Origin of the sequence: Nonomuraea sp. NPDC050643 (assembly GCF_040654715.1) — a bacterium.
Lineage (GTDB): Bacteria > Actinomycetota > Actinomycetes > Streptosporangiales > Streptosporangiaceae > Nonomuraea.
In genome coordinates this window covers 71697-83095 of record NZ_JBFAIM010000016.1, presented here as the reverse complement: position 1 = coordinate 83095, position 11399 = coordinate 71697, and the positions used below count along the sequence as shown (strand labels likewise).

The window sequence follows — 11399 nt, the reverse complement described above, 5'->3', positions numbered from 1 at the left end:
GGTTCGTGGTCTGGCGGCCTGCGCATCACCGGGAAGTCGTGTGATTCCGGTGAAGTGCGGGCTGTCAGTGCTCCAAATGAATGTTGCGCCTTGCGGGCATGTTGATGCGATCACGCTACAACATGCAACAAACTGCGGCAAGGCGCAACAACGAGGATTTGCTACAAGGTCGGGGAGGGGTGAAAAGCCAGGTCAGGCAAGCCGGTCGTGCGCGAGGTTCGCCTCTTGCAGCAGCGCCACGAGAGCGGCGAGCTGGTCGGCGCGCGCCCTCTCAGCCAGGAACAGGGCGCGGTAACTCCGCGTCCCCACGAGGCTTCCGACCGCGTCCCGCGGCTCCCCAGACAGCCGTTCCAGCGTCTCGACCTTCTCCTGGGCTTCGTCACGCTGCCGCGCCAGATCGGCAGCCCGGTCGGCGGCCTCCATCAGCTGCAGCTCGAGCCCGGTGACGCGGATCTGAAGGCGGTTCAGCGCGGTCTCGCCGGCGGCCTCCGCCTCGAGGAGCTTCTTGTACAGGTCCGTGTTCTCGGCGTCCGTCTCGGCGAGCCCGTCCTGGAGTTGCCGGTTGGCGTTGAGCGTGTCTTCGAGCGTGTTGATGAGGGTCTGCTTGCTGCGGAACCAGGCGAGCAGGGCCATGTGTCCTCCCTTGAGATGGCGGTGCGGGGCGGTCGTCATGCGGAGAGCCGGATCGGGACGACCAGGTAGCGAAGCTCCGGGTCTCCGGTGCCGGTGAGCAGGACCGGCTTGGCAGAGGCCAGCATGTGGAAGGTGGCGGTGCCGCCGACCGCGTTCAGGCCGTCGATGAGGAACGCCGGGTTGAACGCGGTGCTCAGGCCGTCGCCGTTGAGCTTGCAGTCGACCAGCTCGGCCGCGCGGCCCACGTCAGCGCTGCCGGCCTCGACGAGGACGCCCTTGTCGGTCCACGACAGCCGGACCGGCGTCATGCGCTCGGCCAGCAGCGCGACGCGCTTCACCACCTGGGCCAGCTCGGCGGCGTCGACCTCCGCGGTCCGGTCCGACTTGGTTTCTCCGATCCGGGCCTTGTAGTCGATGAACTCCGGGTCGAGCAGGCCGATGGTGACGGTGCGGCCCGCGCTGGTGAGCGAGGCGAGCCGGCTGGACAGGCCGACGATGACGGGGCCGGCCGGGAGACCGCGGAGAGCACTGGTCAGGATGTCGGCCGGGATGAGTGTCCTGGCCGGGACAGTCCCGTCGAGGGTGGGTTCCCACGCGAGGGAGCGCCAGGTCATGCGGTAGCGGTCGGTGGCGCCCATGTCGATGCAGCCGTCCCCGATGTCGACGCAGATGCCGGTCAGCATCGGGAGCTTGGGGTCGCGGCCGACGGCTGTTGCGGTGTGAGCGACCGCCGCCGCGAGTTCGGTGGCGTCCACACTGCCGACCGGGTCCGGTGCGGCTGGGAGGGTCGGGAAGTCCTCGACGGGCATGAGGGGGAGCGCGAACTCCGAGCGGCCGCATCGGATGACGGCTTCCTTGCTGTCGATCGTGATGTCGAGGTCTTCGTCCTTCGGGAGGGCTTTAGCGATCTCGGCGAGGACTCGGCCGGGGAGGAGCGCCCGGTCGGGGGCGGTGACGTCGGCGGGGATGGTGATCCGGCGGGAGGTGTCGTAGTCGAACGCGGACAGGGTGGCCATGTCCGCGCTGGTCTCGATGAGGATGCCGCCGAGTACGGGCGCGACGTACCGGTTGGCGAGAGCGGCTGCGGTCCAGCCGACGGCGTCGGCGAGAGCTTTGGCGTTGATGGTGATCTGCATCGAGCGCTCCTTGGCGTCAGCCGTCGAGTCGGATGGCGAGGGTCGGGTCGTGGCGGTGCAGACAGTCCGCGCACGTGTAGAAGGGATGAACGTCGGCGCGCGGGTCGAGCCAGCCCGACCCTTCGACCGGCTCCGGCACCTTGTGCAGCAGCTCGTCGCAGTCGGCGAAAAGGTGGGCTTCGAGACCAGCCGGATACCAGGGCCGGACCCAGCCGGCGATGCTGGTGGTCATGCGCTGGCCTCCTGCGAAGCGAGGTGGCGGCGGGCGGCCTCGTACCGCTGAATCGACCGCTCTGTCTCAAGACCGAGCTCCCAGAGGATCCGCTTCCGGCTGGCGCGCTCGGCGACGAGCTCCGTGTAGCGGGCCAGCATCTTGCGGCCATGCGGGCCGGTCGGCAGCCACGGCGTAGCGTGCGGCTGGAGCGGGAACCGGTCGAGCGTGCGGTGCGCCCAGGCCCGGTCGTAGCAGGGTTCGATCAGTTGACGGCCGCGGTGGATGCCCGGCTGTTGGCAGCAGATGCAGGTGATGCGGCGGCGCTTCTGGCTCATCCGGCCGCCACCGCAGGCCAGGCCACCTTGGTGAGTGACTCACGTTGCGCCGCAGGCAGTCTGACGACCGGGTGACCAAGCATGTCGAGGCCCATGGCGCGTAGCCACCAGGCGTCGCACTGGTCGCCACCCTTGTCGTCGGCGAACTCGCGGCCGGCGCGCTTGAAGGCTGCGAGGGCCATGGCGGTCTTGTCGGCGCCGCCCGACCCCGTGGCGTACTTCTTCAACGTCGACGGGACCACTCGGGCGTACGGGATGCCCGCTTCGTTGAGCAGTTGGCGGACGACGCCGTGAACCATGCCGGTGATGCCGGCCGACTTCGCATGCGTCGGCAGGTCCTCGATGAGAACCAGCGTGGGCGGCGGCGCGGTCGGGCTGCCCATCAGCTCTGGGCCGCCGACCGCGAGAGCCACCGTGCTCCGGATGACGGTGAGCCGGTGGTCGCCGTCGGCGGTCTTGGTCTTGATGCAGCACGTCGAGCCGTCGCTGAAGGCGACGCCTGTGCTGGTGAGCGACAGGTCGAGGCCGATGACGCGGAGCGGGCCCGCCGCCCCCGTGATGGGGGCGGCGGTGGTCAGGGCGGTCATGTGCTGGTCCGGTTGATGACCTGGGCCACAGTCAGCGCATCGTTGAAGTCCTCGCGACGCTCGCAGCCGCTGCAGACGCCGGTCGGGTCGTCGCAGGGCGGGGCGTCGTACTGGCGGGCGATCTCCTCCAGCCATGCGGCGAGGGGCTCCGCCAGGCCGGGGTGGGCGAAGCCCATCCACTGCCAGTTGGCGTCCGTGACCGTGAAGGTATCGGCCTCGTCTTCGCAGATGCGGGCGACGTCGGCGTTGTAGCCACGCTCGTCCCGCTCGCCCTCGCTGAGCATCCAGCGCGGGTACAGCTCGCAGTCTCCGACGAGCCAGGGTCCGCGCGACGCGCCCCTGGCCGTCTCCCGCAGCTTTGCGGCGGCGGTGCGGAGTTCGTCGGCGACGGTGGTCGGGGTGGTGGTCATCGCGCCTCCTGCGGTGCGGCCGGGGCCGTGTTCGGGCGAGGCGTCGGCAGGACGGCCGGCCCGGTCGGGTGGGACAGGGTGATGAGGACCGTGACGAGGAGCGCCGCGGCGACCATGGCAGCCAGGAGGGCGATCGGCTGGCCGAAGGTGGTCCACGCGTTGCGGCGTGGCTGGTTCACGTGTCGTTCCTTTCGTCGAGGTAGTAGGCGCGGTCGGCGTCGGGGCCGATGTCGGGGCCGATGTCGGGGCCGATGTCGGGGCCGCCGCCCACGCTCGGCGTGGGCGGGGCTGCGGCGACGGTCACGTGGAAGCGGCGCGGTGGACCGGCCGGGCGGTAGTCCTCGTCGTGCGGTGTCACCGTCACGAGGAGGGTCGGGCCGGTGATCTCGGCGCTGGTCTGCCAGTTGAAGGCGTCGTCGAAGTCGCCGAACGCCTGGCGGATGAACTCGGCGAGCGCTTCGGCTGTGGGCGCATCGTGCTCGCTCATCGGCGGGCTCCTCGCGGGGCTCTGTAGCGGACGTGGAACGTTCCACAGATGCAGCGGGCGATGGTGGCCCGCCGGGAGCCGTCGGCGGCCAGAGCGGCCTCCTGGCGCGTCAGGTGGCCGGTCAGCTCCGGGTGCGGGCAGAGCAGCGAGGCATGCCATCCGCCGGGCCATAGCCTGTCGGCGAGCGCCGCCATGGCTGCGTCGGGCACTCCCGCGTTCGGGTAGGAGCGCTCGGGATGCCCGGCAGGCATCCGCGTCGGGCAGGCCAGCCATCCCAGCTCAGGCGCCCGCAGCATGCGCTGCTGGCGCCGGTGTTGGACGCCGTAAACCACCAGAACTACGGCGGCGGCCAGGACGACGGCGCCGGTGACGATGTGGTCGGCCCTCACCGCCGCCTCCCGAGCACGTCCTCCGCGCGGGCGAGCGCCTCCGCCAGATCACGGTTGCCGGGGGTGGCGGCTGCGTCGGCGAGCTGCCGCAGGGCTGCCCGCTGTCGGCCGGTGGTGGTGGCCCGGTCGAAGGCGGCCCCGGCGATGAACGCGACGAGGAGGCCGGCCACGGAGAGGACGATGTCGGGCGTCATGAGCTGGCCTTTCGTGCGGGCTGAGTGTCAGCGCCCCGGAAGAGCTCATCGAGGCTTTCGGTCACCGCCTGGGCGACTTCGGCCCAGGCTGCGGTGCGCGTCTGGTGGGTGTCGTGACGCCGGGTGCGGGTACCCCCGTGGCTGGTGCACGGATCGCCAGGCTGGGCCTGGCAGGTGGGGCACGCCACGGCGATCTGCGGCAGGTCGAGAGCAGGCACGGTGCCGGTCATCGGCCACCATCCACGAACTCCGAGACCTCGACCCAGCGCTCAGAAACCGCAGTCAGCAGCGCACGCTCGCGCTCCATGACCGCCGTGTCACGCTCCCACTGGTCCGCGTCACGCCAGGCCCAGATCTCCTCTTCGATGAGCCGGGCCAGCGTGGTCGGGTCGAGGGCGTCGAGCTCCCAGCTCGACGTGCCGTGCTCGGCGATATAGCCGGACGCTCGGGAGTCGGTCAGCTTGGCCGGGTTGGGCGGCGGGCTGTACTGCTCGACCTGGTTCATGTTCAGCGCGATGCGCACGACGTTGGTGCTCGCGTCGAACAAGGCGAGCCGGTCGGCGATGTCGCGCGACATGTCCACGCCGGAGGGGTCGTGGTCGCCGAGGTGGATGATGACCGTGTCCTGGCCGCGAGCCTCGTACCTGCTCAGCCGCCGGGCGGCTCCCCACATCTCGGACTGCGAGGTGTAGCCGCGGCAGGAGAAGTAGTCGACGTCGTACCGTTCACACACTCCGGCGATCACGCCGACGAGGGCGTCCTTCTCGATCCACACCTCGACGCGGGTGGGCTGATGGGCCCACCGTTCGGTGCGGTACTGGTTGGCGACGGCGTCGACGATCGACTCGGGGCTGTCCCAGTGGGCGAGCGAGCGTAGGTTGCGGGTGCGGTCGACGATGTAGTTCCAGTCGAGCAGGCCGGCGAGTCGGGCGTCGTTGATGATGGAGCCGAGCCGGTCGTATTCGGTCTGCTTGTTGGCGATCCAGTCGCGCGAGACGAACTGGTAGTAGAGCTGCCTCAGGGTGAGGTCGAAGCCCTGCGCTGTGTAGTCGGCGCAGATGGTGTTGGCGCGCTCGATGATGTCGAGGCTGGAGCGCCGGAACGTCTTGGGGACGTAGCAGATCAGCGGCATCATCGCTCCTTCGGCGCGGAGGTGGTGTGGGCGTCGCAGCCAAAGTGGCCGGGCAGGCGCCGCTTGCGGCAACCGCTGTCGTTGCACATCTCGTCGAGTAGCGCGTCCATCGACGTGCAGGACGAGCACGGGCAGTTCGTGGGATGCGAGAGGTAGAGGTCCGTCAGCGCCTTGAACACTTCGGCCGAGATCATTTCTTGGGCCATCAGGCACCGCCGTTGCGGAGCAGGCCGGCGGCCTGGGTGGCGAGCTCGGCGAGCCGGTCCATCGCCTGCGCCTCCGCCTCCCGGTCGGACATCTGGGTGCCGAGTACGAAGCGGATGCCGGCGCCATCCGACAGCCGAAGGGCTATGAGGCCCGACTGCTCGTGAAGGTGCAGGAACAGGTCCTGTGTGCGGGGGCCGTAGATGGCGATGTCGACATCGAGGCGGCTCATCGGGTCACCCCCGCGGCGAGGAGGAGCATGGCCACGATCTCGTCGCGCGTCCGGGCGGCGCCCCACAAGGGCAGGTCGCGCGGCTGCAGGCGGAGCGTGTCGGCGAGCTGCCGCATCGCCTGCCGGGCGGTGGCCTGGTTGCGGGTGGCGAGGTGCAGCGCCTCCGCCAGGCTCGCGTTGTACGGGCCGCGGACGAGGCGGGCCATCTTGAGGAGGATCCCGTCCACGACTCCGGCCGGGACGGCGGGCTCAGTGTGGACGGTGGGCGCGGTGAGGGTGGCGGTGGACATCAGACCGTCACCTCCGCCGCAGTGGTGGCGGGGCGCAGCTCGGCGACCGAGACGAGGCATCCGCTGACGTGCTCGCTGGCGAGGTGGTCCAGGAACGTGCCGTCGGGCGCGCTGCCGTGGTCGATGCGCAGCCACACCGTGTCGTCGTCCTCCCACTCGACAACGGTCCACACGCCGTTCCGGCCGTCCCAGGTGACGGCGTCGCCGGGCTGCGGCGTCCACGCGGAGCTCTGCGCGGTGAGGCGGTCGCGGCGGATGCGGTCGAGAAGTTCGGTCTTCGCCTGGCTGGCGGCCCTGACGCGCTCGTCGTAGGGGGCGTGCTGGGCGAGATGGATGGCGTGGTGCGGGGTGAGGTCGAAGAGGCGGCGGAGGATGGCGGCGAGGAGCATGGTGTTCTGGTGGCCGCCGCCGGTGTCGCAGCCGTGCTGGTCGGCGTAGACGGCGAGTGTCTCGATGACCTGGTCGGCGGCGCACGGCTCGGGGGTCTGGCTCACGTTGGTCGGTCGAGCTTCGTCGTAGCTGAGCGCCCTGCGGATGAGTCCAGCGAGGATGGCGAGCTCGTGCTTGAGCTGGTTGCCCCACGCCTCGTATGGCAGTCCGGCGAGCCGGTTGGCCTCCATGTTCTCCAAGGCGCACATGGCGCGCATGTGGACGTGGGTCCAGTCGCCGATGTCGATGCCGTCGACCTGGTCCGCGATGTCGCCGAGCGTGTTGAGCGAGTTGATGAGCAGTCGGTGGGCGCCAGGGGTGAGGGCCGCAGTGGCGGAGGTGAGCCGGTTGAGGCGGTCGCGCAGGTCGCTGGTTGCCTGCTGGTTTGCGAGAATCGTTGACACGATCAATGCCTTTCGTGAGTGAGGTTGCGATCGGAGCGGGGCCTGGCCGGGGACACGGCTGGGCCTCGCGCTGTGTTCGGGCTAAGCGCTCTTCTGCTGGTCGGCTTCCTGCTCCGCTGCCAGGTGGGCGATCACGTCGGATCGCCAGGCGACGAGTCGCCGGCCGGACCGCCACAGGTAGGGCGCCCTCTTCTGGTGGCGCAGCCACCGTTCGGTCGCCGGTTCGCGGCGGGTCAGTTCGCAGACCTCCTCGAGGAGGAGGAGCTGGTCGTCGCGCCGGTCGTTGAGGGCGCGGCGGTCGTTCGGGATGCGGCGGGTGGGGCGGGTCACGCGTCGGCTCCGGCCGGCTCGGCCGGCTGGACGCGGTTGGTTTCGAGGTAGGCGTCGATGGAGCTGATCAGGATGTAGACGCGGCCGTTGGGGGCGTCGCCTTCCTTCTTGCTGGCGAGCGAGCCGTCGGTGATGAGCCGGTAGATGGTCCACCTGCTGCGGCGCAGGAGGCGGCAGGCGCCGCGGATGGTGGTGTAGCCGTCCGGCACCCGTTCCGGTCGGGCCGTGGGGGTGTGATGCATGTCACCTTCCCTATGTAGCGCGTTGTTGCAACCGATGCGTTGACGCTACAACATGCAACATCGATTCTGCAACGTGCAACATTCGGGTCGCGTACAAAAAGGAGTGCCAGGCTGCAGGTAGGGCCGAGAGCCGGAGACCGTGCTACAACTTGCATCATGAGTCCTCGCAAGTCGGCCCGGCCGGAGCACAAGGGCCCCGCCTACGCGTTCTGGGAGCGCGTCGAGCGCGAACGGAAGCGACTCGGCTTGACGCAGAGCCAGCTCCAGGGGGAGTCGGGCATCGACCGCACGACCCTCTATCGGATGAAAACGGCGAAGCCTCAGGCGGACACCGTGCTCGCCCTCGCCGAGGTGCTCAACATCGACCAGGACGAAGCTCTCGAACTGGCCGGTGTGATCACCAGGGAAGTGGCGCCGGAGCCGGTTGTCGAGTCCGGCCTTGGGGTGGACGAGGAGACTGAGGCGCTGCTTGCGAAGTTGTCGCCGCGCCGGCGGGCGATTTTGGAGCAGATGAGGAATGCGGAGCGTGAGCGCTTCCGGCGGCTGCAGGAGCAGGTGGCGGCGGAGGGGGCGGAAGCAGAGAGGCGTTTCGCCGAGCTTGTCCGGATTGAAATAGAAGAGTCCGATAATTCCTGATCAATGGGATTCGATATATAAAGATACACCTCCATAATTACTCTGAGTAATCGAATATGTGCAGTCAGTTTCTTTGCCATGATCCTGCTTGGTTGTAGCGAACTTGAGTGCTTTTATGGGCGTCTACCAGCGGTCGTTTAAATTCGTACCGTCGGAAAACCACTGCTCAAGGGGGGCTCTATGCGCATTCTCCCCATCGCCACAGCACTACTGTGGATCGCCAACCTCGGCTACGTGGCGGGTTATCCCCAGTGGCATGGAATGCTCCAACTCAGCCACATGATCGCCGTACAGCTCTTCGCGCTCGGGGCGGCCCTCGCCGTCACTACCGCGTGGCTCCTGCATCGGCGTGGCATCGAATACAGGATCGGCTACCGGCAAGGCCGCGCCGACCGATAGCCCGAGGATGAGGCTTGCGTCAGCTCGCCGATAGCGCGTCGAGCTGACTCCCGCCCCTCTCCATAGCGCCAAGAGCCCACAAGGCTCCTGCGGCCGTGTGTCTCTCCGGCCGCCATCCCTTCAGGACACAGCCCGAGGAGGGCCTGATGGCGCACGTCGAAGACCGGTGGATGCGCAAGGCACGCGACGAGAACGGCAACGTGCTGTTCGACAGCAAGGGCAAGCCGGTGCTCGAGCGCGACCCCGTCCGGTACGGCAAGGGCTCGCGCTGGCGGCTCCGCTACGACGGCCCGGACGGCCGCGAGAAGAACGAGAGCTTCGGCAAGAAGGTCGACGCCGACAACCGCAAGAAGGAGGTCGAAGCCGACCTGCTGCGCGGCACGTACATCGACCCCAAGGCCGGCGAGGTCACCTTCCGTCAACAGGCTGAGGACGTCATCGAGAACCGCACGCTCGACCCGGGGTCGCGGCGGAAGATGCGCGAGCGGCTGGCCAAGCACGTGTACCCCGTCATCGGCGGCAAAGAGATCGGCTGGCTATCGCGGCGGCCGAGCGCGATCCAGCAGCTCGTGAAACGCCTGGAGGCCGCCAAGCTCGCCCCCTCGTACATCGAGGTCATCATGGCCCACGTTGGCCTGGTGTTCTCGACCGCGCTCGAAGACGAGCTGATCGTCAAGAACCCGCTCAGATCTCCCGTGGTGACGCTGCCCAAGGTCGTGCGGAAGAAGCTGGTCGTCTGGACGGCCGATCAGGTGTTGGACATGGCGGACGACCTACCGGACCGGTATCAGGCGGTCGTGGATGCCGGTGCCGGGCTCGGGCTGCGGCAGGGTGAGATCTTCGGGTTCAGCCCAGATGACGTCGACTGGCTGCGCGGCGCCGTCGCGGTCAACCGGCAGCTCAAGCTCTTGAACGGGACGCTCATCTTTGCTCTGCCCAAGCGTGAGAAGACGCGCGAGGTGCCGCTGCCCGAAGGGGTCAAGGTCGGTCTCTCCGAGCACATGCGGCTGTTCCCTCCGGTCGAGGTGACGCTGCCGTGGGGCGATGTTGACGGCGACCCGGTCACGGTGCGGCTCTTCCTCACCAACAACCTGGGCGCGCCCGTCCACCCGGTCAGCTTCCGGGAGGTGTGGAACGCTCGCCTCACCAGGGTCGGCATCGTGCCGAAGCTCGCGGCCGGCGAGAAGCGCGGTAACCGCTACCGGGAGCATGGCGTGCACATGCTCCGCCACTACTTCGCCAGCGTGCTGCTGACGGACGGGGAGAGCCCGAAGGCGGTGTCCGAGTGGCTCGGGCACGCCGACGGCGGGGCGCTGCTGCTGCGGACGTACGCGCACCTGATGCCGAAGTCGGAGCAGCGGATGCGGAAGGCGATCGATGCCGCGCTGCGGCGGCCCGATTCTGCGGCTGGCGGCCCACAGGCGGCCCAGGGGCTGATCGACTGAGTGTTTCCGCAGCTCTCACCCGCCGCCTTTAGAGAAATGCTGGAAGTCCTTGGTGCCGGACCAGTAACCGCCCCACTCCCAGCCGACCTGCGCGAAGGCCTTGACGACCCTGTCGCCGGGATTGATGACGCCCTTACCCTTTAGCGGGCGTTTGGTGAACTTTTTGGCGTTTTGGTGCGCGGTGCTGCCACTTGCGGTGACATATGGGTTCTCGCGGGGGTTGATGTCTATTGCTTGCCCATACGCATGGTTTGACCAATTGCTTGACCCGGTCGCTGGGCGGCAGTTGAAGGCCGAGGTGTTGTCGACGTCGATCGAGTCGAAGTCGTCACCCTTGTACGCGTCCACCAGCTTCATCTGCTTGATGGGCCAGCGCCATTCGTACAGCTTCTCCATGACCGTCACGATGTCGTCGGTGACCGTCTTGCGCACGACCAGTTGGCCGTCCGTGTGCGGTTTGCCGTCGAACCCCCAGAACGTCAGCGTGATCAGCCTCAGGTCCTGGTAGTGGACGGGGCAGCCGGGGCGCCACGAGTAGGGGAGCCGGTCGCGGGACACCTTCGTGACCTTGGCGGCGAACGCCGGCGGCGGCGTCGTGCTCGGCTCCGCCGTGGCGGGGACAGATGTGGGTGATTCCGGCGTCTTGTGCGTGGGCGCGGACGTCGCGGGCGCGGGCTGAGGCGAGGCGACCGGCTCTCCCGCGCCGCACGAAACGCACGCGAGCCCCACGAAGACCATGGCGGCAGCACGTCTCATCTGGCCACCATATGCGACGTCCAGCCAGGTCACGGGACTATCAACACCGTACGGCGAGCCCGTTTGGCCAGCCCCGCCGCCACCGAGCGCCGCCACGAGGAACGCGAGCGGCCCACCACGATGGCATCCGCCATGTACGCGCTGGCCAGCGTCTCGAGCTCCCGTGCCGTGTCACCGCGCACGCTGACGAACTGCCACGGAACCCCGGCGCCCCGCAACTCGTCCCGCAGGTCCTCCGTCAGGTCGTCCGCCGAGTCAGGGATGATCGGCGATCCGGCGAAGAACCACAGGGGGGTGGTGTTGAGCGACTCCACGAAGGCGATGAGCAGCGCGGCGTTGTCCCGGCGGGCGAGCCCGGCCGCGTACGCGAGCGCGTTGCGACTCGGGTCCGTCCCGTCGAAGCCCACCACGAGCAGGCCGGCGCCGTCCTTGCCGATCTCGAACCGCCCGGCGGGGAGCCTGCCTGCCAGCGGCTCCCAGTGTGGGTCTGTGCCACTGCCGAACACGGCATGTCC

General features: G+C 68.7%; 22 protein-coding genes. 3 read left to right on the top strand and 19 right to left on the bottom strand.

Going from position 1 to position 11399, the window contains the following annotated elements; translation table 11 throughout:
- Positions 1-192: 192 nt before the first annotated feature.
- The 17 genes from AB0I15_RS22785 to AB0I15_RS22705 form a co-directional block, all read right to left on the bottom strand.
- Complete coding sequence (locus AB0I15_RS22785) at positions 193-633, bottom strand: hypothetical protein (RefSeq protein WP_358098729.1); 441 nt, start codon at positions 631-633, stop codon at positions 193-195.
- A gap of 35 nt (positions 634-668) precedes the next feature.
- Positions 669-1769: a DNA polymerase III subunit beta gene (gene dnaN / locus AB0I15_RS22780; protein WP_358098726.1), complete on the bottom strand. Its 1101-nt coding sequence runs from the start codon at positions 1767-1769 to the stop codon at positions 669-671.
- A 16-nt stretch (positions 1770-1785) separates the two neighbouring features.
- Positions 1786-2001: a hypothetical protein gene (locus tag AB0I15_RS22775; protein WP_358098723.1), complete on the bottom strand. Its 216-nt coding sequence runs from the start codon at positions 1999-2001 to the stop codon at positions 1786-1788.
- Positions 1998-2318: a hypothetical protein gene (locus AB0I15_RS22770; RefSeq protein ID WP_358098720.1), complete on the bottom strand. Its 321-nt coding sequence runs from the start codon at positions 2316-2318 to the stop codon at positions 1998-2000. Before AB0I15_RS22770 ends, AB0I15_RS22775 begins: the two co-directional genes overlap by 4 nt.
- The gene (locus AB0I15_RS22765) at positions 2315-2905 is read right to left on the bottom strand and encodes a hypothetical protein (RefSeq protein WP_358098718.1); all 591 of its coding nucleotides are present in this window, start codon (positions 2903-2905) and stop codon (positions 2315-2317) included. The genes AB0I15_RS22770 and AB0I15_RS22765 overlap by 4 nt, the downstream gene beginning before the upstream one ends.
- Positions 2902-3315 (bottom strand): hypothetical protein, encoded by a 414-nt coding sequence (locus AB0I15_RS22760; RefSeq protein ID WP_358098715.1) that lies wholly within the window; start codon positions 3313-3315, stop codon positions 2902-2904. The genes AB0I15_RS22765 and AB0I15_RS22760 overlap by 4 nt, the downstream gene beginning before the upstream one ends.
- Positions 3312-3494 carry a hypothetical protein gene (locus AB0I15_RS22755; RefSeq protein WP_358098712.1) on the bottom strand — a complete coding sequence of 61 codons (183 nt, stop codon included), beginning with the start codon at positions 3492-3494 and terminating at the stop codon, positions 3312-3314. Before AB0I15_RS22755 ends, AB0I15_RS22760 begins: the two co-directional genes overlap by 4 nt.
- On the bottom strand, positions 3491-3802 hold the full coding sequence (locus tag AB0I15_RS22750) for a hypothetical protein (RefSeq protein ID WP_358098710.1): 312 nt from the start codon (positions 3800-3802) through the stop codon (positions 3491-3493). The genes AB0I15_RS22755 and AB0I15_RS22750 overlap by 4 nt, the downstream gene beginning before the upstream one ends.
- Complete coding sequence (locus AB0I15_RS22745; protein WP_358098707.1) at positions 3799-4191, bottom strand: hypothetical protein; 393 nt, start codon at positions 4189-4191, stop codon at positions 3799-3801. The genes AB0I15_RS22750 and AB0I15_RS22745 overlap by 4 nt, the downstream gene beginning before the upstream one ends.
- Positions 4188-4385 carry a hypothetical protein gene (locus AB0I15_RS22740; RefSeq protein WP_358098704.1) on the bottom strand — a complete coding sequence of 66 codons (198 nt, stop codon included), beginning with the start codon at positions 4383-4385 and terminating at the stop codon, positions 4188-4190. Before AB0I15_RS22740 ends, AB0I15_RS22745 begins: the two co-directional genes overlap by 4 nt.
- A 226-nt stretch (positions 4386-4611) precedes the next feature.
- Positions 4612-5520, bottom strand: a complete 909-nt coding sequence (locus AB0I15_RS22735) for a hypothetical protein (protein ID WP_358098701.1) — start codon at positions 5518-5520, stop codon at positions 4612-4614.
- Positions 5517-5711: a hypothetical protein gene (locus tag AB0I15_RS22730; protein WP_358098699.1), complete on the bottom strand. Its 195-nt coding sequence runs from the start codon at positions 5709-5711 to the stop codon at positions 5517-5519. The genes AB0I15_RS22735 and AB0I15_RS22730 overlap by 4 nt, the downstream gene beginning before the upstream one ends.
- 11 nt (positions 5712-5722) lie before the next feature.
- Positions 5723-5953, bottom strand: coding sequence for a hypothetical protein (locus AB0I15_RS22725; protein ID WP_358098696.1), 231 nt, complete (start codon positions 5951-5953; stop codon positions 5723-5725).
- On the bottom strand, positions 5950-6243 hold the full coding sequence (locus AB0I15_RS22720) for a hypothetical protein (protein ID WP_358098694.1): 294 nt from the start codon (positions 6241-6243) through the stop codon (positions 5950-5952). The genes AB0I15_RS22725 and AB0I15_RS22720 overlap by 4 nt, the downstream gene beginning before the upstream one ends.
- Positions 6243-7076, bottom strand: coding sequence for a hypothetical protein (locus tag AB0I15_RS22715; protein ID WP_358098691.1), 834 nt, complete (start codon positions 7074-7076; stop codon positions 6243-6245). Before AB0I15_RS22715 ends, AB0I15_RS22720 begins: the two co-directional genes overlap by 1 nt.
- 81 nt (positions 7077-7157) lie before the next feature.
- On the bottom strand, positions 7158-7406 hold the full coding sequence (locus AB0I15_RS22710) for a hypothetical protein (protein ID WP_358098688.1): 249 nt from the start codon (positions 7404-7406) through the stop codon (positions 7158-7160).
- Complete coding sequence (locus tag AB0I15_RS22705; RefSeq protein ID WP_358098685.1) at positions 7403-7648, bottom strand: helix-turn-helix domain-containing protein; 246 nt, start codon at positions 7646-7648, stop codon at positions 7403-7405. The genes AB0I15_RS22710 and AB0I15_RS22705 overlap by 4 nt, the downstream gene beginning before the upstream one ends.
- 156 nt (positions 7649-7804) lie before the next feature.
- On the opposite strand from AB0I15_RS22705, the gene AB0I15_RS22700 reads away from it, so the two are divergent.
- The 3 genes from AB0I15_RS22700 (at position 7805) to AB0I15_RS22690 (ending at position 10128) form a co-directional block, all read left to right on the top strand.
- On the top strand, positions 7805-8284 hold the full coding sequence (locus AB0I15_RS22700) for a helix-turn-helix transcriptional regulator (RefSeq protein WP_358098682.1): 480 nt from the start codon (positions 7805-7807) through the stop codon (positions 8282-8284).
- Between the two features lie 180 nt (positions 8285-8464).
- Positions 8465-8683 (top strand): hypothetical protein, encoded by a 219-nt coding sequence (locus AB0I15_RS22695; protein WP_358098679.1) that lies wholly within the window; start codon positions 8465-8467, stop codon positions 8681-8683.
- A 146-nt stretch (positions 8684-8829) separates the two neighbouring features.
- Entirely contained in the window at positions 8830-10128 is a 1299-nt protein-coding gene (locus tag AB0I15_RS22690) for a site-specific integrase (protein ID WP_358098676.1), read from the top strand.
- Positions 10129-10143: 15 nt separating this feature from the next.
- Here the strand turns inward: AB0I15_RS22690 and AB0I15_RS22685 are convergent, their stop codons facing one another.
- Both AB0I15_RS22685 and AB0I15_RS22680 read right to left on the bottom strand, forming a co-directional pair.
- The gene (locus AB0I15_RS22685; RefSeq protein WP_358098673.1) at positions 10144-10917 is read right to left on the bottom strand and encodes a M15 family metallopeptidase; all 774 of its coding nucleotides are present in this window, start codon (positions 10915-10917) and stop codon (positions 10144-10146) included.
- Positions 10914-11390, bottom strand: a complete 477-nt coding sequence (locus AB0I15_RS22680; protein ID WP_358098670.1) for a universal stress protein — start codon at positions 11388-11390, stop codon at positions 10914-10916. The genes AB0I15_RS22685 and AB0I15_RS22680 overlap by 4 nt, the downstream gene beginning before the upstream one ends.
- Between the last annotated feature and the right edge of the window lie 9 nt (positions 11391-11399).